This window comes from Jejubacter calystegiae (genome assembly GCF_005671395.1).
In the GTDB taxonomy this organism is placed as follows: Bacteria; Pseudomonadota; Gammaproteobacteria; order Enterobacterales; family Enterobacteriaceae; genus Jejubacter; species Jejubacter calystegiae.
The window spans coordinates 2,755,241-2,779,220 of sequence record NZ_CP040428.1 but is presented as its reverse complement, the minus strand read 5'-3'; the positions used below and the strand labels follow the sequence as shown (position 1 = coordinate 2,779,220).

Here is a 23,980-nt window from a genome sequence, read left to right as displayed (position 1 = left end):
TTTCTCACAACACATTCCTGCTGGTCGTCAACACAGCAGGCAGGTAAGCCCGGTAACCGCTCCGTCAGGGGCGGTTTCCTTAGTTAGCGGCTTCGGTAACGGGTGGGAGAACATCCCTCCATCCGGTGGAAGAAGCGGGCAAAATAGGCGGGGTCTTTATAGCCCAGGCTCAGGGCTATCTGATTCACGCTACACGAGCTATAAAGCAGCATTCTCCGGGCTTCCCGGGCCATACGCTCCAGAATCATCCGTTTAGGCGACTGGTTGGAAAAACGGCGGCACAGTTCGGTCAGCCGCGATTCGCTAACGCCCAGCTGTCGGGCATACTCCGGTACCGTCCGATGATGGCGAAACGCCTCATCCACCAGCCGGTTAAAACGCTGGAACAGCCGCATTTCACCGCGCACGCTGCACAGCGACTCATCATTCGGCAGCGCCACCCTCAACAGTAACGTAAAAACTGCCTGAGCCATATTATTCAGTAGCAGATCCCTGCCCTGCTCCTTTCTTCGGAACTCATCAACAATCAGCGGCCAGTAGCGATTCAGGGCCGCCAGCGTCTGGGGCGATGATTCCAGCGACAGGCAGATTCCCCGGGAGTTGATCGCCTCGCTGCTGGCGGGCCACAACTTTTCCACCAGCGACCAGACCAGCTCCTGGCGCACCGTCAGCACGTGACCGTCACTGTCCGGTTCGGTGAAAAACGCGTGCGGCACCGACGGCGGCGTCAGGACAAACAGCGGCGCCCGCACGGCATAGAAGTGATCGTCCAGTTGCAGGGTTATCTTGCCGGTGGCCAGAAAGTGCATCTGAAAATAGCGATCGTGCCAGTGGGGGCGCATGTCACGCCCGAAGAAGTTCGCCAGCCTGGCAAAGGTTTCGTAGTGCACATCGTCACGGGCGTAGCGGGCATCGTACTCCTGACCGATATTGATATTTTCAAAGGTATGTAATCCGTGGCTTTCCATGGTTTCCATCCTCTGCTCCCGCCCTCTAATAGACCGATTTATCTGCGTGGATAACCGGCGTCGGTAGCGCGGTAAAACGGGCGGCCAGCGCCTCGGCGCTGCGGGCCAGTAGCGTGGTATCCACGCCAACGGCCACAAACAGCGCCCCCAGTTCCAGATAGCGCCGGGCCAGTTCTTCATTAGCCATCAGAATGCCGGGCGCTTTTCCCGCCGCCAGAATTTTTGCGATACAGGATTCAATCGTCGCCTGCACTTCAGGGTGTGCAGGGTTTCCGGCATGGCCCATATCGGCGCTAAGATCCGCCGGGCCGATAAATACGCCATCCACGCCCTCCACCGCCAGAATCGCCTCCAGGTTTTCTACCCCCTGACGGGTTTCTATCTGTACCAGCAGGCAGATCTGCTGGTCGGCGCGCTGAACGTAGTCCGCCACCCTATTCCAGCGCGACGCGCGAGCCAAAGCGCTGCCCACGCCCCGAACGCCATTGGGCGGATAACGACAGGCGCTGACCGCCCGGGCGGCATCGTCGGCATTCTGAACCATCGGGATCAGCAGGGTCTGGGCTCCGGTATCCAGAAGCTGTTTGATCACCACCGGATCGTTCCACGGCGGGCGCACCACCGGATGGCTGCTGTAGGCCGCGATGGCCTGAAGCTGTCCCAGAACCGAGCGCACGTCGTTAGGCGTATGCTCGCCGTCAATCAACAGCCAATGGAACCCGGCGCCGGCCAACAGTTCGGCGCTATAGCTATTCGCCAGCCCCAGCCATAATCCAATCTGCGGTTCGCGCTGACGCAGCGCCTGTTTAAAGGTGTTGGTAAACATCATGCCTCCTCAGACAAAGCGGCAGCTAATCGACCCCATATTCCCGTAATCCACCTGGAAGGTATCGCCCTTGCGGGCCGGAACCGGACGGGTAAAGGAGCCCCCCAGGATCACCTGCCCGGCCTCCAGTTGCACGTCATGGGGCGCCAGTTTATTGGCCAGCCACGCCACGCCATTGGCCGGGTGATTAAGCACCGCCGCCGCCACGCCGGACTCCTCGATCACGCCGTTGCGGTAGAGCAACGCCGAAATCCAGCGCAGATCCAGGGCATCGGGGCGAATGGGGCGGCCGCCGATCACCACCCCGGCATTGGCGGCGTTGTCGGAAATGGTATCGAACACCTTACGCGGACGACCACTTTGCGGGTCGACGTTATGGCAGCGGGCATCGATAATCTCCAGCGCCGGAATGATGTAATCGGTGGCGTTATAAACATCGAACAGCGTGCAGTTCGGGCCGCGCAGCGGTTTCGCCAGAATAAAAGCCAGCTCCACTTCCACACGCGGCACGATAAAGCGCCCGAAAGGGATATCGCTACCGTCGTCAAAGAACATATCGTCCAGCAGCGCGCCGTAGTCCGGCTCGTCAATCTGCGAACTGGCCTGCATCGCCTTCGAGGTCAGACCGATTTTATGGCCTTTAAGCACCCGTCCTTCGGCGATTTTGTTCTGCACCCAGCGGCGCTGAACCGCATAGGCGTCTTCAATGGTCATCTCCGGATGGCGCAGCGATAGCTGGCGAATCTGCTCGCGCCCCTTTTCCGCCTGGTTTAATTCATCCGCCAGTTGCGCGACGGTTTGGTCATTCAGCATGCATCACTCCTTGCGAAACAGCGCATGGACGTTGTTCTGTTTAAAATTGAGCTGCGGATGGAGCTCTTCCACCGCCAGCGATAGCGCCAGATAGCGCCGCGCCATCAGGTCAGCGAAATGTTCACAAATGCAGGCGAACAGTTGCTCCATCACCGGCATAAGCTGCTGCTGAGTACGGCCGTGACCAATCTTCAGGGTCATATGGACAAAGGCGTAGTCGTGAGCGCCGTCCGCCATCTGCCAGGTATCCACCCAGTGGGCGCGGCTGCGAATGCCGCCCAACGGAAAGAGGCCGCTTTCCGCCAGCAGACGGTTAACCTGCTGAAACAACCCCGGAAGATCCGCCTCTGTGCGAATATTTTCGCTGCATTCGGTAATAAAGTGCGGCATCGGTTATCCCTCCGCCCGAACAGGTTCAGGCGCTGACTGCGGGCATCCTTCCAGCGGGAACACGGCGTTCACCTGACCGGTGCCGGAGCTGGGGAACAGTTCAGTGATGAACTCCACGTGACCGGTGTAGCGATCCCAGCCCAGCAGCCCCATCAGCATCACGGTGTCGTGCATATTGCCTTCGCCATAGCAGTAGTCGGCGTACTCCGGCAGCATGCGGCAGAATTCGGCGAATTTGCCTTCGCGCCACAGCTTGACCACCCGCTTATCCATCTGCTCGTCGAATTCGCGGGTCCAGGCGTTCATCCCCTCTTCGGCACGCTGGTCGTCGATAAAGCGGTGCGAGAGAGAGCCGCTGGCCAGCACCGCCACGGTGCCGTCATATCTTTCAATAGCGCGGCGAACCGACTGGCCAAGACGACGGCTGTCGGCAAAGTCATGAACGGTGCAGAACGCAGAGACAGAGACCACCTTAAAGTGGCGATCGCTGTTCATATAGCGCACCGGCACCAGAGTGCCGTACTCCAGGGTCAGGGAGTCGATGGCGTGCGCTCTGGCGCGAACGCCCATCTCTACCGCCTCGTCAGCAATAAGCTGCCCCAGCGCCGGGTTGCCATCGCATTCATACTCCATATCGCGAATGAAGTGCGGCAGCTCGTGGCTGGTGTAAGTCCCCTTAAAGTGGCTGCCGCAGTTGATGTGATAGGCGCTGTTCACCAGCCAGTGGGTGTCGAAAATAATCAGGGTATCGACCCCCAGCTCGCGGCAGCGGCGACTGATCTCATGATGCCCGTCGATGGCCTGCTGGCGACAGCCGTAATGTTTGCCGGGCAGCTCAGAGAGATACATAGAGGGAACATGCGTTACCTTGGCTGCCAGCGCTAACTTACCCATAACTCACTCCTTTTGAGGATGAGGCTTATACGCCCCACTTCGGAATCGGATGGTCGCCAAACGAGATACAGACGTTTTTCTGCTCGGCAAAAACCTCGAAGCTGTATTCGCCCCCTTCCCGGCCGGTGCCCGATGCCTTAACGCCGCCAAACGGCTGGCGCAGATCGCGCACATTCTGGGTATTGACGAACACCATGCCTGCCTCAATGCCGCGCGACAGGCGCATCACCTTACTGACGTCCTGGGTCCAGATATAAGATGCCAGCCCGTACTCCACGTCGTTGGCGAGCCGCAGCCCTTCCGCCTCGTCCTTAAAGGGCAACAGGCAGGCTACCGGCCCGAAGATCTCCTCCTGCGCCACCCGCATCCGGTTATCGACATCCGCCAGCACCGTCGGGCGCAGAAAGTTACCGTGCTCCAGCCCCTGGGGTTTATCCGGACCGCCCGCCAGTAACCTTGCTCCCTCTTCAATCCCCAGACGGATATAGCCGGAAACCTTTTCCCAGTGTTGCGGGCTAATCAGCGCCCCCACCTGGGTATCGGGATCGGTAGGATTGCCCACCCGCAGTCGGTTAGCGCGCTCGGCAAAACGTTTCACGAATTCCGGATAGATGCTTTCCTGAATAAAGATGCGCGACCCGGCGGTACAGCGCTCGCCGTTCAGCGAGAAAATGGTAAACAGCGAAGCGTCCAGCGCCCGCTCGATATCGGCATCTTCAAACACCAGCACCGGCGACTTACCGCCCAGCTCCATAGAGAACTTCTTCAACCCGGCGTTCTTCACAATGTTGCGACCGGTTACAGTACCGCCGGTAAAAGAGACGGCGCGCACATCCTGGTGACGCACCAGGGCATCGCCAGCGCTGGCGCCGTAACCCTGCACCACATTCAGCACCCCGGCGGGGATCCCGGCTTCCAGCGCCAGTTCCCCCAGCCGGTCGGCGGTCAGCGGCGACAGTTCGGACATTTTCAGTACCGCGGTATTGCCCAGCGCAAGGCAAGGAGCGGTCTTCCAGGTGGCGGTCATAAAGGGAACGTTCCACGGCGACACCAGCGCGCACACACCCACCGGTTGCAGCAGGGTGTAGTTGAGCATCCGGTCATCCACCGGGTAGCTGCGGCCGTTCATCTGCTGACACACCTCGGCAAAGAATTCGAAGTTGTGCGAAGCCCGGGGAATCAGCACGTTTTTGGTCTGATGAATCGGCAGGCCGGTGTCGGCGGTTTCCATTTCGGCAATCTGCGGCACGTTCTGGTCAATCAGTTCCCCCAGGCGGCGCATCAGGCGCGCCCTCTCTTTCATCGGGGTATTGGCCCACTTAGGAAAAGCGCGCTTTGCCGCCTCTACCGCCTGATTAACGGCCTGTTCGCCACCGGAGGCGACCTCCGCCAGCACCTCACCGTTGGCCGGATTTACCGTGGTGAAATAGTCGTTTTCCGCCACGTTTTTTCCGTCGATCCAGTGGTTAATCTTTTTCATTTCAGGCTCTCCTCAAACTGTTGCTCGCTGACGATCCGGTTGGTCAGGCGCCCCACGCCTTCGATCTCCACCACCACTTCATCGCCGGGCCGAACGTCGGCCAGCCCTTTCGGCGTGCCGGTGGCAATCATGTCGCCGGACTGTAGCGTCATAAACTGGCTGAGCCAGGAGACCAGGAAAGGCACATCGAACACCATGTCTCGGGTGGTGCCGCTCTGGCGCAGTTCGCCGTTGATAAAGGTCTTCAGGGTCAGATTCTGGGCGTCCGGCACCTGGTCGCGGGGCACCACGTTCGGGTGTAGCGGGGTCAGGGTGTCGCGGCTTTTTACCCGCAGATTGGGGCGATAGTAGTTTTCCAGATAGTCACGTACCGCATAGTCGTTACACAGGGTGTAACCGGCAACGTAATCCAGCGCCTGTTCGCGGGAAACATTGCGCGCCGTTTTGCCAATCACCACCACCAGTTCCGCTTCGTAATGCATGTAGTCGACATTGTCCGGACGCACGCTAACGGCGTTATCTCCGGTCAGGGTATTCGCGGCCTTGATAAACACCAGCGGCGATTCCGGCGCTTTAAAGTCAAGCTCGCTGGCATGGTCGGCGTAATTCAGTCCAAGGGCGAAAAAGGTGGGATGCCCCTGTTCCTGAGGCTGCGGCTGCGGCGTCTGTTCTGCGACGAAGCGGTTGACCAGCGCCGGCAGCCCGGTGGCCCGCACGACCACTTCGTCACCGGCTTCAACGGCGATACGCTGCTGGGGAGTGCCCATCAGAATGATATCGCCAGGCATCAGGGTGGCGAAGTCGCTGAGTGCCGCGACCAGTTGTTCTGCGCCACGCTGTAGCTCCGTTGTGGACCAGCGCTGGCGCTCTTCGCCATTCACTTCGGTGACAATCTCCAGCCCGTGGCTGTCGCTAAGCGGCGCCATCTCCCCTGTCGGGCAGAAACCATCCCGGCACTTCGCCTGGATGGCCGGACGATAGAAGCTCTCTTCGGCCAGGCTCAATTCGTTAGCTAGCACAAAACCGGCAATATGCTGTGCGGCCTGAGCCTCAGTAACCCGGCGCGCTTTTTCCCCAATCACCAGCCCCACCGTAGCGCCGCTGAAGGTCTTTTCCCCCTCTGGCAGCGCAATGGTCTGATGGCTGGTACGCCAGGTGTTACGCGGCTTGATAAACCAGACCGGTGTTTTGGGCGGCGCCTGGTAGGGAGACTGGTGAAAGGCGGCGTTCCAGGCCTGAATCTGGCTCTGGTGGTTAAGCGCAACGGCAAAGATGGTTCTCTTCATGGCTCTCCCCTGAGATACATTAATCATTAACATATTAATGAATGAGTAATAGATCGGTTTGCGATCAGGAATCAAGGGATTGTTATAGAAATGTGATCAAGACAACAGATTAGAAAACAGCGGGGATAAACGCATCTTTCAGCCAGAATAGATATAGCCTCGCACGCCGTAAGGCGGGAAATGAACGGAAATGACAGTTCATTAATATAAAAACAAAAAGCCGACCACTTACGTGGCCGGCTTTCATTATGCAATGATGAGCGCTATCAGGTACGCGCGGTTTTCACCTCCGCCGCCTGCGTGTTTCCCCACAGCTCCTCCAGCTCTTCCAGAGAACGGCCGCGGGTTTCCGGTACAAACTTCCACATAAACAGCGCCGCCAGTATGCCCATAGCGCCATAAATCCAGTACGAGAAGCCGTTGTTAAAGTGCGACACCAGCCAGGAGTTCTTATCCATCATCGGGAAAGTCCAGGAGACGAAGTAGTTCGCCAGCCACTGGGCCGCCACCGCAATCGCCATCGCTTTACCGCGAATCGCGTTAGGGAATATCTCCGCCAGCAGCACCCAGCACACCGGGCCCCAGGACATGGCAAAAGCCGCCACGTAGAACAGCATTGCCAGCAGCGCGACCACGCCGGACCAGTGGGCATAGAACGCCGTGCCAAGGGCGAACATCCCTATAGCCATGCCCAGCGCGCCGATAATCTGCAGCGGCTTACGGCCAAACTTATCGACGGTCATAATCGCCAGCACGGTGAAGCTCAGGTTGATGACCCCAACGATAATGGTCTGCAACAGCGCAACGTCGGTACTGGCCCCCAGGGTTTTAAAGACTTCCGGCGCGTAGTAGAGCACGACGTTAATTCCCACAAACTGCTGGAACACCGACAGCATGATGCCGATGATAATCACGCCGCTGCCAAACATCAGCAGGCGACCGCCGGTCCGTTTGCCGACCTCCAGAGAATGGCTTATCTCCTGCATCGCCACTGCGGCACGCGCCTGACCCATAATCCGGGTCAGTACGCCCTGCGCCTGCTCGCTCTGACCGCGGGCCATCAACCAGCGCGGGCTTTCCGGTACGGTATACAGCAACCCGAAGAACAGCAGCGCCGGAATCGCCTCGGAAGCGAACATATAACGCCAGCCGTCGGAATGCAGCCAGCTGGCATCACCGGAGCGGGCAATAATATAGTTGACGCAGTAGACCAGCAACTGGCCCAGAATAATGGCGAACTGGTTAAAGGAGACCAGCTTACCGCGAATATTGGCGGGCGCCACTTCAGCGATATACATGGGGGAAAGCATAGAAGCCAGCCCGACACCAATACCACCGATAATACGATAAATAACAAAGTGAGGGACGTAACCAGAGAGATAATAAGGAATGCCGCCTTCTGGATTAATCTCGGAGAAGCCCATTTCCGGCCAGGCCGATCCTACTGCGGAAATAAAAAACAACAGCGCTGCAATTTTCAACGAATTACGGCGACCGAAGCGGTTACTTAAATAACCGCCCATCGCTCCGCCAATAATACAGCCAATCAGCGCACTGGCCACGCAGAATCCCAACAGAGAGTTCGCGGCCCCTTCACTCAGCCCCTGTGGTTCAACAAACACCTTATTGAGTGACTCGACGGTGCCTGAAATCACCGCGGTATCATAACCAAAAAGCAGCCCCCCCAACGTGGCCACCAGGGTGATTGTAAACACATAGGAGGAAGAATTTTGCGTGGTCATCTTTACCTGCCCTTGTTCCCGAATATTATACCGACCGGCCCCGTTACGGGAGCTCATCTGCCGGCCCAGTAGAGCCCAATGGAATAGCCTCTACGCGGCCACTATCATCAGATGACCGTCTGGGGGGAACAATTGCTATTTTTGACAACCCGATTATGAATTATATTTTTTTTGATGCTTTTCAAACTTTATTAACATCTAACGATAAAAAACCATTAATGTGATTATTTTCACAATTACTCATTCTGGCGCCGGAAAAACCAAAAATCATAATTGCTTTAAAACGAAAATATTCAGCCTGATGGCCGCTTCATAAAGGCAAAGGATTCACGCGCCATAAAGTCCAGTTCCCCGGGGGTGGAGTCCCGGCCCAGTACCGCATTACGGTGCGGGTAGCGGCCAAACTGCGCAATCAAAAAGTGGTGCTGACGCGCCGTGCGTAGCGTCTGCTCATTGCCTGGTATATCGAATAACCGCAGCGCCTGTGCCTGAATCACGGCCGATTCCGCATGCATAAACGGCATCAGAATAAAGTTACGCCGCACACGCCCCAGCGCGCCAAAGTCCGGCTGGCGCAGCGCCTCCTGAGCCAGCACCAGTGCCATGCCATCCTGGGTAAAAGCCCGCGCGTCACGGCGCCACAGGTTACGGGAAAACTGGTCCAGCACCAGAATCTCCGCCAGCCGACCGCTGATATTCCCCCGCCACCCGGCCAGTTCACCGCGCGTCGCGGCCTGCCAGACGTCAAAAAAACGCGTACGAATTCGGGTATCGGTACGGTTTGACTGGCGAAACCACTGGCCGGGTTTCAGCTCGCTAAACCAGAAATGCAGAATCTCGCGATAGTCCATGCCTTCCTCCAGCCCTTATCTAAGCACAGCGGCTTCCTGAGTATGATGCGTCACACGCATAAATCGTTGCCCAAAATGCACTTATAAACGACGGTTTTTTGCGCCAGTCTCTTCGTTACAAAAATAAATACAGCCTAATAACAAATGGAGAACATCATGACCCCTGACCAGCCCCGTACCCTCCGGGCAAAGGCTGGCGCGATCCTGCGCGTCACCTCCGGCAATTTTCTTGAGCAATTCGACTTCTTCCTGTTTGGCTTTTATGCCACCTACATCGCCCACGCCTTTTTCCCGGCCGAAAGTGAATTCGCCTCGCTGATGATGACCTTCGCCGCCTTCGGCGCCGGATTCCTGATGCGCCCGCTGGGCGCCGTTATCCTGGGGGGCTGGATCGACAAGGTGGGACGCCGTCGGGGACTTATCCTCACATTATCGATTATGGCCAGCGGCACCTTTCTGATTGTACTGGTACCCGGTTATGAAACCATCGGACTGTGGGCGCCGGTGCTGGTACTGATCGGCCGCCTGTTGCAGGGATTCTCGGCCGGTGCCGAACTGGGGGGCGTTTCTGTCTATCTGTCAGAGATAGCCACCCCAGGCCGCAAAGGCTTCTATACCAGTTGGCAGTCCGGCAGCCAGCAGGTGGCCATCATGGTGGCCGCCGGACTCGGTTTTGCCCTGAGCGAGTTTCTGGATGAAAGCGCCCTGCACAGCTGGGGCTGGCGTATCCCCTTCCTGGTGGGCTGCCTGATCGTTCCTTTTATCTTTATGCTGCGCCGCCGCCTGGAAGAGACCGAAGCCTTTAACCAGCGACGCCATCACCCCTCGCTGCGCCAGATCTTCCAGACCCTGGTCAAACACTGGAGCACCGTACTGGCCGGTATGATGATGGTGGCGATGACCACCACCGCTTTCTACCTGATCACCGTGTACGCTCCGACCTTTGGTAAGCGGGTACTGCACCTGAGCGCCTCAGACAGTCTGCTGGTCACCCTGCTGGTCGCCATCTCTAACTTTATCTGGCTGCCCATTGGCGGCGCGCTGTCGGACCGCTTTGGCCGCCGTCCGCTGCTGATTGCCATGACCCTGCTGGCGATGCTGACCGCCTGGCCCGCCCTGTCGCTGCTGGCCGGTGCGCCCGGATTCGGCATGATGCTGGGGGTTCTGCTGTGGCTCTCCTGCCTTTACGGCCTGTATAACGGCGCTATGATTCCGGCGCTGACCGAAATTATGCCGGTCGAAGTGCGGGTATCCGGCTTTTCGCTGGCCTACAGCCTGGCGACGGCGGTGTTCGGCGGCTTTACCCCGGCCATCTCTACGGCGCTGATTCAGTTCACCGGCGATAAAGCCGCTCCAGGCTACTGGGTGAGCTTTGCCGCCCTGTGTGCGCTGTGCGCCACGCTGTGGATTTATCATCGCAGCGTCCCACGCCTGCAACCTGCCACTAAATAAGGAGAGTGAAGGTGCGTATCGTAAAATTATGCTGTCTGATTGTGCTGCTGGCCGCAGGCCAGGCCAGCGCAGCACCGTTAACCGTGATGATCTCTGGCGGCTTCAGCGCCGCCCTGGATAAGCTGGCGCCGGAATATAGTGACAGCCACGGAGATACCCTGAAAATCGTACATGGCCCGTCAATGGGACGTTCGCCCCAGGCTATCCCCAACCGGCTGGCGCGCGGTGAAAAGGCCGATGTGGTGATTATGGTGGGTTACGCGCTGGACGGCCTGATCAAGCAGGGAAAAATCATGCCCGGCACCCGAACGGAACTGGCGGATTCACGAATTGGCGCCGTAGTCCGCGCCGGTGATGCAAAGCCCGATATCGCAAGCGTTGAGGCCCTGCGTCAGACGCTGCTGAACGCTAAATCGGTGGCCTGGTCCGACAGCGCCAGCGGCCGCTACGTGCAGGATACGCTGCTGAACCAGTTAGGCGTTAAGCAGGCGCTGAGCCAGAGGGGGCAGATGGTGGAACGCGTGCCGGTCGCCTCTCAGGTTGCCAGCGGCAAGTATCAGATAGGCTTCCAGCAGGTCAGTGAACTGCTGCCGGTGAAAGGCGTCACCTTTATCGGCAAGATTCCTGAATCAGTTCAGAAGGTGACCCGCTTCGCCGGTGCCGTGCCAGCCAACGCCGAACACGCAGACGAAGCCAAAGCGCTGCTGCGCTATCTTGCCTCTAAAGAGGTTCAGTCGCAGGTGCGCGCCACCGGTCTGGATTCGGTTCCCGCCACCTGAGGGCCCTTCATTTCAATCACCAGTGCTTCCAGCGCCGCGGCCAACGGAGTCAGCATCCGGCCGCGGCGTTTAATAATCCCCACCTGACGCACCACCTCCGGCTCCACCAACGGCACGCTGGTCAGAATCGGGTGAGCGCCGCCGGGTAGCGCCATGACCGGTACTGCCGCAATCCCCAGTCCGGCCTCGACCATACCGAGCATGGTGGTGACATGGCGGGTTTCACAGACGCTGGGGCGCGACGGCGTAGCATGCGCCAGCGCCTGATCCAACAGCAATCGGTTCCCCGACACTTTATCGAGCGAGATGTAGTCCCAGGCGTAGAAATCCGCCCAACTGACGCTGCGATGGCTGGCCAGCGGGTGGTCGCGGCGGCAGGCCGCCACATAGCGCTCCTGCACCAGCCACTCAAATTCAATATCGGGATCCAGACTACCGGAAAAGCTCAGCCCAAAATCGGCCTGACCATCCAGCACCGCCTGGCAGACGGTGCCAGCGCTGGTGTCCATCAGCCGGATATGCACTCCGGGATAGCGCTGTTTAAAGGTGGCAATCACCGTTGGCATAAAGTAGTAAGCGGCAGAAGGGACGCAGGCTACGGTCAGCCGCCCGTGGCGACCTGGCGCGTTATCGCTAACGCCAATCAGGGCGTCATCCAGTTCATTCAACAGTCGCTCCACCCTTGGTGCAAAGGTACGCCCCGGCGTGGTCAGCCGTACCCGGCGGGTGGTGCGCTCAAACAGCCGCACCCCAAGGGCGCTTTCCAGTTTATCGATACGGCGGCTCAGGGCCGACTGGGAGATAAACACCGCTTCCGCCGCCGCCCGAAAGCTGCCGTGCTCCACCAGCGCCCGGAAAGCCTGCAGATCGTTTAAATCAAAATTAATAGACATAGGTTGCTGCTACTGGTCAGTCGTTATACCCGTATAATACCGTTTTTAATTTACATTTCTTTAAACATACTGACGGAGAATTTGCAACCAAATAACAACCTCACGCCCTGGCCGGACTTGACGCTATCGTCCGCGAAGACTGTAATAGGTTTTTTATACCGGAATAATAACAATGCGTAGTTTTATATTTCAGTTTTTCACTCTTTTCGCCCTCGCTCTGCCCGCGTTTGCCGCCATGCCTGGCAGCCGCGACACCACTAACCCGGAGTTTATGGCGCGCCCCTACAGCCAGACTTACCGCGACTGCATGGCACGCAGCGTCAGCACCCTGGATATGGTGGACTGCATGGAAAGCGAACGTGAACGCTGGGACCAGCGGCTGAATAAAGTCTGGAAAGAGATGTTCTCTTCGGTCATGAGCCCGCAGCAATGGCGCGACGCCCAGCGTAAATGGCTGGCTTTCCGTGACAGTCAATGCCTGGCCGTCACCGGCAAAGGAAGCGGCGGCGCCACAGACAGCGCTGGCTGCATGATGAATATGACGATTGAACGTACGCTACAGCTGGAAGACGCCAACTGGCCACTGAGCTGACACCGGTTGGCTAAAGCCACTTTTCTGGCAGCGCTTTCTGCTGGCGCCGCCAGGCCACCCGCCGCACGGAATAGCGAATAGCCAGCCAGATCAACACTGGCAGGGCATGTAAAACCGACCAGATGAGCAGCGCGGAAAAGATACGGACAGGGGAAGGTCCGCTCGCGCGCTCCTCGCCCAACTGGAAAGCCTGATAACACCAGAAAAACAGACCACCGACCAACCACAGCCAGGGCACAGACTGAACGCCAGGTTTCATCATTTTCTCCTTTCCATTTACGGGGCCACTCCCTGTGGCTACGACATCAAACGCTCCGTTTCACAGCCTCTGATCTAGCATAGTCAAAAACGCTGCCGGTGCGTTATTTCCGCCATAAATGGAAAAGATTAGGACGCCAGCATTTTGCGCAGCAGATAATCCAGCGCCACCCGCTCCGCCGGATTTAACTCCCCGTAAGCCAGTTCGGTGATCCCCCTGGCAGCGGGAATTACCTGATCCAGAAGCTCCGCGCCCGCGGACGTCAGCATCACAATCACCTTGCGCCCGTCTTCGGGATCCGGCCCCAGCTCAACCAGCCCCCGCGCCTTCAGGCGGGCGACTATCCCCCGAATCGTCGCCTGATCGACAGCGGTATAATCCACCAGATCGCGCTGGGCGCTGGGACCACGATCGCGCAGTGCGCAAAGGGTAGTAAACTGCACCGCAGTCAGTTGCGGGTCGCTAATGTGATTCTGGAAAATAGCCACATAGCGCTGGTGGACCCTGCGTAGCAAATGCCCCACCTGACGGGTAAAGTCATATCCGTCGTCTTCCCTTTGCGATTTATCCTGCATCGTACTCATACTCCCGTGATTAATGGCGCTCCGCCCGGATTGCCCGTACCCGCTGCTCCAGGTCCGGCCACGTCGGCTGGCCCGCTACCTGCTGACGAATGAAGTTTAACAGGGCCGCAACCTGGCTATCATTCATATTGTGACGAAATCCCGGCATGGTGCCCAGCCCGTCGCTGGCCGGTTCGGTCACGCCATCAAGCACCGCGCGAATCGCGTTATCCGGCGTCGCCAGGTGAAACTGGGTCGCCTGCTGCAAAGAGGGCCGCACGCCGTGCATATCGGCACCGAGCGACTGGGCGTGGCAGGCCATACAGGCACCGCTATACAACCGCGCACCTTCGCTGTCCGTGGACCGCAGCGTAGCGCTCTCTATCGCCTTAACCGGCAGCAGCGGGCGATCGGTCCGATCCTTCTGCAATCCGGCGATATAAGTCGCTATCGCCCGCAAATCGCTCTCCGCCAGCGCCGAGGTGCCCTCTTTGATAACGGGCGCCATCGGGCCTGCCGTAGCGCCGTGACGCGGCGAGTAACCGGTTTTCAGGAACTGATAGAGATCCTCTTCCTGCCAGCGATGCGGCGCCGGGCTTTGGGCATTCAGGGCCGGAGCCACCCAGCCGTCAACCTCCCCGCCCCCCAGATGAGACTCGCCGCCCTTTTCGGCGAATAACAGATTGCGGGGCGAGTGGCAGGCGCTACAGTGGCCCAGTCCTTCCACCAGATAGCGTCCCCGCTCCCAGCGAGCCGGGTCCAGACCTTCCGGCACCCGGGCGACCGGCAGTGGCCCCTTATCCAAAAACAGTTGATTCCACAGCCAGATCCCGCGCCGAATATTGAAAGGGAAACCAAGGTCAGTTTCCGGCGCCGCTTCATGCACTGCCGGGCGGGTCATCAGCCAGGCGTAGAGCGCCTTCAGATCTCCATCGCTAACGTGGGTATAGGCGGTATAGGGAAACGCCGGGTAGAGGTGGTTGCCTTCCCGGTCAATGCCTTCACGCATCGCCCGGCGGAAGGCTTCGAACGACCAGCCACCAATGCCATATTGCGGATCGGGGGTGATATTGGTGCTATAGATAGCGCCCATCGGCGAGTTCAGCGCCAGACCGCCAGCGTCGCGTTTTCCACCAGGGCGAGTATGGCAAACGGCGCAGTCCCCCGCTTGGTACAACTGCTGCCCGCGGGCTATCTCATCATGGCTAAAGTGTCCGGCCTGCGGGGGCGATACGGGATCGATGGTGGAATGGGAAGTCAGAGCCATCCCCACAACGACGGCGATAACGGCCACTCCTGCCACACCGGCGCTCCATTTTTTGAGATTCATTGTGCTTTCTCCCTGTGATTACGCAGCGCCGCCAGCACCTGCTTCGGCGTAAAGGGCACCTCCGTCAGCCGGATACCGGCCGCATCGAATATGGCATTGGCGATGGCCGCCGCGCTGGGCACCGACGCTGACTCTCCGGCCCCCATCAGCGGCTGGTCCGGATTTTCAATCAGCAAAACGTCCACCTCGGGAAGTTCATCGAAACGCAGGATGGGGTAACCGCCCCAGTCGGCAGAGGTCACAGCGCCGCTGTTAAAGGAGACAAACTCCTTAAGCGCCCGGCTGGTGGACTGAATCACGTTGCCGTGTACCTGATGCCGTACCCCGGCCGGGTTAACCATCATGCCGCAGTCGTGGGCCACAAAAACCCTATCGACCGTCACCTGGCCAGTTTGCGTATCAACGCTGACATCGCAGATCCAGCTAGCCCAGGCGGCGCCGAATCCCGGAAACTTACTGTGAAAATAGCGTGCATAAGCGAATCCCCTGCCCTTCAGGATCCGCTGGTCGCGCGGGCGCTGCTGGTACGCCGCCCCCTCCTGCCAGTCGGCCCGTTTCTTTAATGCCGCAACCATGGCGATAGCCCGGGGATCTTTCAGGTAGCGCAGACGATAAGCGATGGGATCGACCCCCGCCATCCAGGCCACCTCATCAATCCAGGATTCATGGGCAAAGACGTTAGGCAACGCCGATACACCGCGCAGCCAGGAAGAGCGCACCACCGGGGCCGCGTCCTCGCAGACCACGTCCATCTTCGGATACTGATACTGGGGAATGGCGGTGCGATCCCCCATTTGCAGAACTACCGGCTGATTGTCCACCGCGCCGGTCAGCAATAGCGCCAGAGTCGTTGAGCCGTTGGAGGGATAGCAGGTCTGCATGCGGTAAACATTCACCTCATGATTCTGCGTAAGCCCCCCTTGCAGGCGAATCAGTTGCCCGGTTCCCTTAGGCTCCCAGCCCATTTCCTGTTCGCGCATTAACTGTACGCGCACCGGTTTCCCCACCGCACGCGCCAGCAACGCCGCATCGGCAGTCACATCGTCGGCACAATTTCGCCCATAGCAGCCAGAGGCCTCATGGCGATGAATCACAATCTGCGGCTCATCCATCTTCATCAGCGTCGCCAGCTCCTTACGCAGATCGTGCGGCGCCTGGCTGCCCGACCAGAGCTCCAGGTGCTGCGGGTCAGTAAAGTGAGCCACAGCGCAGGAAGGACCGATGGAGGCGTGCGCGTGAAACGGCCAGACATAATCCCGACTCAGCCGGACCGGCGACTGATTCCAGGCGTCGTCCGCGCCTTCATCCTTACGCAACTGGCGCGGAGTTTTTGGCAGGTCGGAGAGGGTCTGATGCAACCCTTTACGCGACAGATCCGGCAGCCCTGACCATGGTTTCCATTCCACCTTAAGGGCATACATGGCGGCGATAGCCTGCTCCTCTCTTTGCGCCACGATGCCAATAAAGTCGCCGATCACCACCAGCTTCACGATACCTTTAATGTGGGCGATGGAGTCTTTATCCACCGATACCAGCGAATGGCCCAGGGGCGCGCTGCTGTCTGCCCCCACATAAGGCGGCCTGACTACCCGGCCATGCAGCATGCCCGGTAACCGTATGTCGTGCACAAAAGCCGTTCCCCCGCTGACTTTAGCCGGAATATCAACCCGGGGTACGGGCTGGCCGATATAGCGACGCTCCCGGGTCAGGAGAATATCGCTATCCAGCGGCAGCACCAGCGACTGGCCCTGAACCATTTCGCCATAGCCAATGCTTTCGCCCGCCTTTCCTGCGGGATACAGTCTGCCGTCCTTTGCCTCCATGTTCTGTACCGATACACCGAAATGTTCGGCACCCAATCGTATCAGCAGCGTCCGCAGTTGGGCCGCCGCCTGACGCAGCGGAATAGCAGCGACCTGAATGGTAGCGCTGGCGATAGTCGGCCCCTGGTCGGGCGTTTTATCGGTATCTCCCAGCACCATAGTGACGCTGTCAAACGCCACCGCCAGCTCGTCCGCCACCAGCTGCGCCAGTGCGGTACGGATGCCGGTTCCCAGGTCGACATGACCGCTAAAAGCGGTAACGCTGCCGTCCGGAGCAATCGCGATAAAGCTACTGAGCCTGTCGAGGGGTTTATCAAAGGCGCCATCGCTTTCTTGTGACGCGGCGGCCAGCAGGGGGGCCGGAATTGCGGAGCAGACCATCAGGATGCCCCCCATCTTCAGCATCTGCCTGCGGGTCATGCCCATCTGGTTCATAGCGCACCTCCTTCCTGAGCGATAATGGCTTTCGCCCGTTCGGCGGCCTGGAGGATCTCCATATGGGTGCCGCAACGGCACAGATTGAAGGCCAGCGCGCTTTTAATCTCGGCGCGGGTCGCATTCGGTTTTTCTCTGAACAGCCCGACCAGCGTCATGATCATGCCATTGGTGCAATAACCGCACTGCGCGGCCTGTTCATCAATAAACGCCTGCTGTACCGGATGCAGATGCGTTTCATCCGGCGCCAGCCCTTCCAGCGTCGTCACCGCCCGCCCTTCAAGGGTCGAGACCGGAAGCTGGCAGGCCCGGGCGGGTTTGCCATCCACCAGCACGGTGCAGGCGCCGCACTCGCCCAGCCCGCAGCCAAACTTTGCGCCGTTCAGCGCCAGATCGTTGCGTAACACATAGAGAAGCGGCGTTGAAAGTTCAACGTCATCAAGAAGATAGTATTTATTGTTTACCTGAAGTTTCATCCTGCTCACCTTGCCCGTCTTCCGTTTACATAAAATACAATTAAAAGTGATGACGCTGTAAATTCCATATCAGACGGATTGGCCACCCGATAAAAAAACCCACCATATCGCCATCTTTTAGTTAATATAGTGTTGCAGATAATACAAAATTGTTATTAATATTTTTAACTAAAAGTGTGTACACTTCTTTTTTGTTCAAAAAACCGCAAATGTGAGTTTTCGCCGCGACCCGATGCCGGAAACAGGCGTAGCATGGGGACCACTGGCACGGACGATTCCCGGATAACGACACCATGACGCAACCCATCGATATCGACATACTGAATAGCGCTATTCACTGGCTGAAACAGGGCCAGCCCGTCTGGCTTTGTACGGTCATCGCCACCTGGGGCTCGGCACCGCGTTCCCCGGGCGCCATGATGGCGGTAAATGAAAATGGCGAATTTACCGGTTCGCTGTCCGGCGGTTGCATTGAACAAAGCTTTCTGGCAGGACTAAACGACCCGCGCATGAAGCGCCCTTCTCAGCTCATTCGCTATGGCCAGGGCGGGCAGGAGCCCGACGTCACCTTACCCTGCAATGGCAGCCTTAGCGTACTGGTGGAATACCTTCCGCCGGACAACCAGAGCCTTCAGGACTGTCAGCGCCTGCTGCTGACCCTGAGCGGCCAGGAAAACTATATTAAACGCCTGATTCCCGGCGAGCGGGCCTGGCTTGTGCCTGCCAGTGGAGACGAAGCGGCGGGTGTGACCCAACACGAAAGCGGCGCGCTCAGCCTCAACCTGCGCCCCCCGCTACAGCTGATCGTCTGCGGACTGTCGCCGGTGGCTTGCTACTGTATTGATTTCGCCCGGGCGGTGGGGATGGCGATTACGGTATGTGAACACCGGGAAGATATGCGCCAAAGCTTTGCGTCACGCTACCCCGATGCCGAACAGCAGAACATTGAATTGTGCCAGGAGTTTCCGGCCGCGTGGCTGGAACGCCATCCGCCGGGCCCGAACAGCGCCCTGCTCTCGCTGACCCACGATCCGCGTATTGACGATCTGGCGATGATGGAGGCAGTACAGGGGGAGAGTTTCTATATCGGCGTGATGGGCTCAGCGCGCAACAGCCAGCATCGGATGGCGCGACTGCGTGATACCGGTGGGCTGAGCGATGCGCAAATCGCCCGCATCCGAGCCCCGGTAGGACTGGATATTGGCAGTAAAACCCCGGCGGAAATCGCCATCGCCATCGTGGCCGATATTATTGCCAGCCGGAATAGCAAAACCCCCCGATAAACGGGGGGTTTTACCTGATATCGCGATTAATGCAGGTTCTTGCGTTCTCCGGCCAGCCGAAACTGCGTCATGGACTCCACCAGCTCCTGGGCTTTATCTTTCAGGTTATTCGACGTCGCGGCAATCTCTTCCACCATCACCGCATTCTGCTGGGTGGCCGCATCCATTTGGGTTACAGCCACGCCAATCTGATGCACCCCCGCCGACTGCTCCTGGCTGGCGGTACTGATTTTATCTATCATCACCGTCACATTCTGTACCTCTTCAATCAGCTGCTGCATCATCATTTCTGCCTTCAGGACCAGCTCAGTGCCTTTTTTAACCCATAGCACATTGCTATCGATAAGGTTTCTGATCTGCTGTGACGCATCGGCAGAACTCTGAGCCAGGCTGCGAACCTCTCCTGCCACCACGGCAAAGCCACGGCCATATTCTCCGGCACGCGCGGCTTCAACAGCGGCATTCAGCGACAGCAGATTGGTTTGAGAAGCAATGTTATCGATCAGGGCCGTAATATTAGCGATCTGACGTGAACTCGAATCAAGATCGTTCATCGTACCTGTCACCTCCTGCATAATTTCCCCACCATTCTGGGCTACCGATACCGCAATATGCGCAGCTTTTACCGCCTGGCTCGCGCTTTGGGCATTTAACTGCACCGTGGCCGATAACTCCTCCATCGCCGCCGCCGTTTGTCCCAGAGCGCCCACCTGCTCCTGGACGCGATCGGAGCAGTGATTATTGCCTTCGGCAATCTGCGTGGAAGCCACAGCAACGGCATGAGCCCCCTGATTCACTTTCCCGACGATACCTTCCAGATTGTCCTGCATAGCTTTCAGTCGGGCAATCAAACTGTCATCACTGATATTTTCCGGTAATCTGACCGGCACCGACAGATCGCCTTTAGCCACCCGCTGCGCCACCTCAACGGCCTGAGAAGGCTCAACGCCCAGGACCCGCAGAATACTACGCGAGATAATAAAGCTAAGGGTAACGCCAGCGAGCAAAGCAAAAACAATTAAAGAGATCATAATATTTTTATTGCGCGCGAGGGTAGTCTGGCCATCCTCATACTCCATTCTTGTTTCTTCCAGCTGTAAATTCATCAGCTGGTCAAAGATCTTCATCAGAGGATCTATCGCAGGATAGAGTTCACGAGAGATAAATAAAGCGAGTCCTTCCTCGTCTTTCTCTGTCAGTATCTGTTGAAGACGCAGAATAGCGTTCTGGGCCCGGTTGTCCACCGAGTCAAGCTGAGTGACCAGGCGCTTCTCTTTTTCGGTCAGATAGCCTGAGATAAAGGCTCCCCAGTGATCAGCAATCTCTTGCTTTGCCTCCTCAAGTACCTTTAGCCCCTGCTCCGGGGCCAACATTTTGTTCCTGACCTTATGGGCAGTATCAACGACATGAACCGCCCAGGCGTCTGACGTTAACTTTATTCGCTGTAGTGGTACGACACGCTCCTGATAAACGGCATCCAGACGTACCTGACTGCGCATGGCTCCCTGTAACCCGATGCCGCCAATAATAATGGCACACAAGCACAAAATCATCGATAACAAAACAATCTTCGTCGATATTTTGACTGGACCTTTCCTATTTTTAACTTCCATGCATGACTCCCTGCATTTTTCCTGGCGAGTTAATACAGCAATATTCCATTCCTTTAATGACAGAATCATTCATATTCCACAAGTTTATCTAAATATAATTATGTAAAAGAAATTCAATCAAAAGTAATTATGTTGATTTATGTTCATTTCCCGTCGCAAATAACGGTGCTATAGCCAGCAAGCGGAAAATAATGAGTAGATAAAGACGAAAATAAAGGTGATAAAACGGGGATTAACGCCCCGTATTTGGGGAATAAAAACTAACGCAGCGGCGCCACTTCGACCTTAACGCCCTCTTCCTGCATACGGCGCAGAGCCGGAATGGCGATGCCCTGGTTCACGATAACCGCATCAAACTCCGTCAACCGGGCGAAGCTGTACAGCGCCCGTCGCTCAAATTTGGTGTGATCGGCCAGCAGGATCCGGCGCTCAGCCGCATCGAACATCGCGCGCTTGGTCTCTACCGTCTCTGCCGACTGATGGAAAACCTGACCATCCATAATCGCCGACATACTGACGAAAAAACAGTCCGCCCGCAGTCCGGCGATGGCGCTGCGGGTCATTTGGCCCATATAGGCATTGCACCAGTTATGGTACTGCCCCCCCAACCCCAGCAGCGTAATATCCCGGGCGTCTTTCAGTGAGTTCATCAGAGTCAGCGAGTTGGTGATAACAGTCAGGGGCGCTTTCGCCGGCAGGTAACGCGCCAGTTGAAGTACCGTCGTGGAATCGTCCAGAAACAGCGACTGGCCGGGCTCTATCCAGGCCGCCGCGTGACTTGCGATAGCCTGCTTTTCGGTCTGCTGACGGGTCGCGCGATAAAGATCGCTGGACTCCACCAGGCTTGTGGGCGCAGCCGACACCACGCCGCGGGTCTTGTGCAGTAACCCCCGCTCCACCAGATCGTCAATATCGCGATGAGCGGTCATCAGGCTAATGCCAAAGCGCCCGGTCAAATCTTCAATTCGCACCGCCCCCTCTGTCATCACGGCTTCAACGATAAGCTGACGCCGGGCCAGTTGCCGGGCCTGACGGCTGTCGCCCGGTAACCGTTCCGACATAAAACGTTCCAGAGAGTTATCCTGCACGGGTTGGGTCATTATCTTATCCGTAAAGACGCCCCGCCAGCATTATGACTGGCGGGGCGGATAGTCATTAAACGCAATTACTCCGACATTACAAAGGCCGACGTATACTTATCGACATTCTCTTTGGTGATGAGCACGCAGTCAAAGAGTTGTTTCTCGCGATCGACGCCGGTCTTTCCGGTTTTCAGGAAGTTATCCGCCTGCTCGATGGCTTTTTTGGTGAACACCGCCACCGGCTGCATCACCGTGTAGGCCAGGGTTCCCTCTTTGACCGCCTCAACGGCGTCCGGCGTGCCGTCAAAGCCGCCTACCACCACGTTTTTCAGCTTACCGGCCTCTTTCAGGGCGGCAATCGCCCCCAGCGCCATCTCATCATTGCCGCTGATCACCCCTTTAATATCGGGATTGGCCTGGAGCAGCGACTGCATTTTGTTATAGCCCTGGGTACGGTCCCAGTTCGCCACTTCCTGACCCGCTTTTTTCAGATCCGGGTACTGAGAAAGCACCGTTTCAAAGCCGTTAGCGCGAGTGGCGGCGTTGTTATCGGAAGGGGCTCCGAACAGTTCGACATATTTGCCGGAATCCCCCGCCGCTTTCACCCACTGCATGGCGCCCAACGCGGCCCCCTGGGCGTTATTGGACACCAGTTGCGCCTTCGCCAGGCCGCTCTGGTTCAGCTCGGCATTAATGATAAACACCGGCACCCCGGCGGCGACCGCCTTCTTCACCGATCCCACCGAGCCATCGGCGTTGGCGGGATCCAGAATAATGGCTTTTGATTTATTGGTGATCGCCGTATCAATCAGGCGGCTCTCGGCATTGGTATCGCCCTTATGGGCACCGACGGTGGCGCTATAGCCCAGCTTCTGGGCCGTCTCTTTCGCCACCTGACCTTCGGTGTACCAGTAAGGGTTTGAGGGATCGTTAACGATAATTGTCATCAACCCCTTTTCCGCCGCCTGGGTGACGGGGGTAAAAGCGGTTGCCATCGCGGTCGCCGCGATCAATAACAGGCGTTTGCAGTTCAGCATGAGCGGGTTCTCCATCTGTAGGGTTCTTTTGTTATTTAATTACTTACTGCGTCGACCGTACTGCAGAGTGTTGAGCAACACCGCCAGTACGATCACCGCGCCGGTAAATACGGTCTGCCAGTAGGCGGAAACGCCGATAATGACCAGTCCGTCCGACAGAAAGCCGATAACCAGCGCCCCCAGCAGCGTACCGCGCACGTTGCCGCGCCCGCCGGTCAGGGCCGCACCGCCAATGACCACGGCGGCAATAGCCGTCAGCTCATAGGTGGTTCCGGCGGTGGGCCCGGCGGAGGTTAACTGAGAAGAGAGCACCAACCCGGCCAGCGCCGCACAGATACCGGAAAGCACATATACCGTCACCTTAACCCGCTTTACCGGCACGCCGGAAAGATCGGCGGCCCGCTCGTTGCCGCCAGAGGCATAGAGCCAGCGGCCAAAGGCGGTGCGCGACAGCAGAAAACCACAGGCCAGCGCCACGGCAATCAGTACCAGCACGCCGACAGGAATATTGAACAGCCGGTTGAAGCCCAGCCAGTCGAAACCGGTATTACCCAGTTCCGGGCTGCCGGAAAGCTTGTTATAGGTCAGGCCGTTGGTCATCAGCAGCGCCACGCCTCGCGCCACATACAGGGTGCCCAGAGTCGCGACGAAGGCAGGCACCCGAAAGATGGCGATCAGCACTCCGTTCACCAGCCCCACCAGCGCGCCCATCGCCAGAGTCAGGATCGCCACGGCCCACACCGGCAGGTAGAGCACCACCCCCAGCGCTTCCAGATTGACGCCCTGCATCAGAAAGCCGGCAAACACCCCGGCCAGCCCAAGGGTCGAGCCCACCGATAGATCGATGCCGCCGTTCAAAATCACCAGCAACATGCCGATGGCAGGCAGCCCGAAGATCGCCACGTGGGAGGCCATGGTTAAAAAGTTAGCGCCGGTAAAATAGTTCGGCGACAGGAAGGAGAAGGTGGCGATAATCACCAGCAGCGCAAAGAAGGCGCGCCCTTCCAGCAGAAGATGAGAAAGGCTGAACCGCCGCTGGCCGCTGTCGCGCTTCACCGCCGGGGGCCTGGTTGCAGCCAGGACTTGTGTTCTGTCATTCATGATTTCGGCTCC

Annotated in this window: 23 protein-coding genes; 4 read left to right on the top strand and 19 right to left on the bottom strand. The window is 58.0% G+C overall.

Annotated features, from left to right (window positions below):
* Positions 1–83: 83 nt before the first annotated feature.
* The 9 genes from hpaA to FEM41_RS12625 form a co-directional block, all read right to left on the bottom strand.
* Positions 84–977 carry a 4-hydroxyphenylacetate catabolism regulatory protein HpaA gene (hpaA, locus tag FEM41_RS12665; RefSeq protein WP_421804265.1) on the bottom strand — a complete coding sequence of 298 codons (894 nt, stop codon included), beginning with the start codon at positions 975–977 and terminating at the stop codon, positions 84–86.
* Between the two features lie 16 nt (positions 978–993).
* Complete coding sequence (hpaI, locus tag FEM41_RS12660; protein ID WP_138099187.1) at positions 994–1,794, bottom strand: 4-hydroxy-2-oxoheptanedioate aldolase; 801 nt, start codon at positions 1,792–1,794, stop codon at positions 994–996.
* Between the two features lie 9 nt (positions 1,795–1,803).
* On the bottom strand, positions 1,804–2,607 hold the full coding sequence (gene hpaH / locus FEM41_RS12655) for a 2-oxo-hept-4-ene-1,7-dioate hydratase (RefSeq protein WP_138096314.1): 804 nt from the start codon (positions 2,605–2,607) through the stop codon (positions 1,804–1,806).
* Between the two features lie 3 nt (positions 2,608–2,610).
* On the bottom strand, positions 2,611–2,997 hold the full coding sequence (locus FEM41_RS12650; RefSeq protein ID WP_138096313.1) for a tautomerase family protein: 387 nt from the start codon (positions 2,995–2,997) through the stop codon (positions 2,611–2,613).
* A 3-nt stretch (positions 2,998–3,000) separates the two neighbouring features.
* Positions 3,001–3,891, bottom strand: a complete 891-nt coding sequence (hpaD, locus tag FEM41_RS12645; RefSeq protein ID WP_138096312.1) for a 3,4-dihydroxyphenylacetate 2,3-dioxygenase — start codon at positions 3,889–3,891, stop codon at positions 3,001–3,003.
* A gap of 25 nt (positions 3,892–3,916) precedes the next feature.
* Complete coding sequence (gene hpaE, locus FEM41_RS12640) at positions 3,917–5,371, bottom strand: 5-carboxymethyl-2-hydroxymuconate semialdehyde dehydrogenase (protein WP_138096311.1); 1,455 nt, start codon at positions 5,369–5,371, stop codon at positions 3,917–3,919.
* The gene (locus tag FEM41_RS12635; protein ID WP_138096310.1) at positions 5,368–6,657 is read right to left on the bottom strand and encodes a fumarylacetoacetate hydrolase family protein; all 1,290 of its coding nucleotides are present in this window, start codon (positions 6,655–6,657) and stop codon (positions 5,368–5,370) included. The genes hpaE and FEM41_RS12635 overlap by 4 nt, the downstream gene beginning before the upstream one ends.
* A gap of 266 nt (positions 6,658–6,923) precedes the next feature.
* Positions 6,924–8,399 (bottom strand): D-xylose transporter XylE, encoded by a 1,476-nt coding sequence (gene xylE, locus FEM41_RS12630; protein ID WP_241666492.1) that lies wholly within the window; start codon positions 8,397–8,399, stop codon positions 6,924–6,926.
* Between the two features lie 293 nt (positions 8,400–8,692).
* Complete coding sequence (locus tag FEM41_RS12625) at positions 8,693–9,250, bottom strand: DUF924 family protein (RefSeq protein ID WP_138096308.1); 558 nt, start codon at positions 9,248–9,250, stop codon at positions 8,693–8,695.
* Between the two features lie 156 nt (positions 9,251–9,406).
* On the opposite strand from FEM41_RS12625, the gene tcuC reads away from it, so the two are divergent.
* Positions 9,407–10,702, top strand: a complete 1,296-nt coding sequence (gene tcuC, locus FEM41_RS12620; RefSeq protein WP_138096307.1) for an MFS transporter — start codon at positions 9,407–9,409, stop codon at positions 10,700–10,702.
* An 86-nt stretch (positions 10,703–10,788) separates the two neighbouring features.
* Positions 10,789–11,481 carry a substrate-binding domain-containing protein gene (locus FEM41_RS12615; RefSeq protein WP_138099186.1) on the top strand — a complete coding sequence of 231 codons (693 nt, stop codon included), beginning with the start codon at positions 10,789–10,791 and terminating at the stop codon, positions 11,479–11,481.
* Here FEM41_RS12615 and FEM41_RS12610 read toward each other — a convergent pair.
* Positions 11,433–12,374 (bottom strand): LysR family transcriptional regulator, encoded by a 942-nt coding sequence (locus tag FEM41_RS12610; RefSeq protein ID WP_138096306.1) that lies wholly within the window; start codon positions 12,372–12,374, stop codon positions 11,433–11,435. The two genes, FEM41_RS12615 and FEM41_RS12610, sit on opposite strands and share 49 nt — an antisense overlap.
* A 172-nt stretch (positions 12,375–12,546) precedes the next feature.
* On the opposite strand from FEM41_RS12610, the gene FEM41_RS12605 reads away from it, so the two are divergent.
* Positions 12,547–12,966, top strand: a complete 420-nt coding sequence (locus tag FEM41_RS12605; protein WP_138096305.1) for a lysozyme inhibitor LprI family protein — start codon at positions 12,547–12,549, stop codon at positions 12,964–12,966.
* Between the two features lie 10 nt (positions 12,967–12,976).
* Here the strand turns inward: FEM41_RS12605 and FEM41_RS12600 are convergent, their stop codons facing one another.
* From FEM41_RS12600 to FEM41_RS12580, 5 genes are all read right to left on the bottom strand, one after another.
* Positions 12,977–13,228: a hypothetical protein gene (locus FEM41_RS12600; protein WP_138096304.1), complete on the bottom strand. Its 252-nt coding sequence runs from the start codon at positions 13,226–13,228 to the stop codon at positions 12,977–12,979.
* A gap of 125 nt (positions 13,229–13,353) precedes the next feature.
* Complete coding sequence (locus FEM41_RS12595) at positions 13,354–13,809, bottom strand: MarR family winged helix-turn-helix transcriptional regulator (RefSeq protein WP_138096303.1); 456 nt, start codon at positions 13,807–13,809, stop codon at positions 13,354–13,356.
* A gap of 10 nt (positions 13,810–13,819) precedes the next feature.
* A complete protein-coding gene (locus tag FEM41_RS12590; RefSeq protein WP_138096302.1) occupies positions 13,820–15,118 on the bottom strand; it encodes a cytochrome c in 1,299 nt (432 codons plus the stop codon).
* Positions 15,115–17,376 carry a xanthine dehydrogenase family protein molybdopterin-binding subunit gene (locus tag FEM41_RS12585; RefSeq protein ID WP_138096301.1) on the bottom strand — a complete coding sequence of 754 codons (2,262 nt, stop codon included), beginning with the start codon at positions 17,374–17,376 and terminating at the stop codon, positions 15,115–15,117. The genes FEM41_RS12590 and FEM41_RS12585 overlap by 4 nt, the downstream gene beginning before the upstream one ends.
* Positions 17,373–17,852 (bottom strand): (2Fe-2S)-binding protein, encoded by a 480-nt coding sequence (locus tag FEM41_RS12580; RefSeq protein WP_138096300.1) that lies wholly within the window; start codon positions 17,850–17,852, stop codon positions 17,373–17,375. Before FEM41_RS12580 ends, FEM41_RS12585 begins: the two co-directional genes overlap by 4 nt.
* A gap of 293 nt (positions 17,853–18,145) precedes the next feature.
* Here FEM41_RS12580 and FEM41_RS12575 point away from each other — a divergent pair, with 293 nt between their 5' ends.
* Complete coding sequence (locus FEM41_RS12575; protein WP_138096299.1) at positions 18,146–19,135, top strand: XdhC family protein; 990 nt, start codon at positions 18,146–18,148, stop codon at positions 19,133–19,135.
* 26 nt (positions 19,136–19,161) lie between these two features.
* Here FEM41_RS12575 and FEM41_RS12570 read toward each other — a convergent pair whose 3' ends face one another.
* The 4 genes from FEM41_RS12570 to FEM41_RS12555 all read right to left on the bottom strand — a co-directional run bounded on the left by FEM41_RS12570 (position 19,162) and on the right by FEM41_RS12555 (position 23,968).
* Positions 19,162–20,676 carry a methyl-accepting chemotaxis protein gene (locus FEM41_RS12570; RefSeq protein ID WP_241666491.1) on the bottom strand — a complete coding sequence of 505 codons (1,515 nt, stop codon included), beginning with the start codon at positions 20,674–20,676 and terminating at the stop codon, positions 19,162–19,164.
* Between the two features lie 332 nt (positions 20,677–21,008).
* On the bottom strand, positions 21,009–21,848 hold the full coding sequence (locus FEM41_RS12565) for a DeoR/GlpR family DNA-binding transcription regulator (RefSeq protein ID WP_138096297.1): 840 nt from the start codon (positions 21,846–21,848) through the stop codon (positions 21,009–21,011).
* A 65-nt stretch (positions 21,849–21,913) separates the two neighbouring features.
* A complete protein-coding gene (locus tag FEM41_RS12560; protein WP_138096296.1) occupies positions 21,914–22,867 on the bottom strand; it encodes a D-ribose ABC transporter substrate-binding protein in 954 nt (317 codons plus the stop codon).
* A gap of 39 nt (positions 22,868–22,906) precedes the next feature.
* On the bottom strand, positions 22,907–23,968 hold the full coding sequence (locus FEM41_RS12555) for an ABC transporter permease (protein WP_138096295.1): 1,062 nt from the start codon (positions 23,966–23,968) through the stop codon (positions 22,907–22,909).
* Positions 23,969–23,980 lie beyond the last annotated feature (12 nt).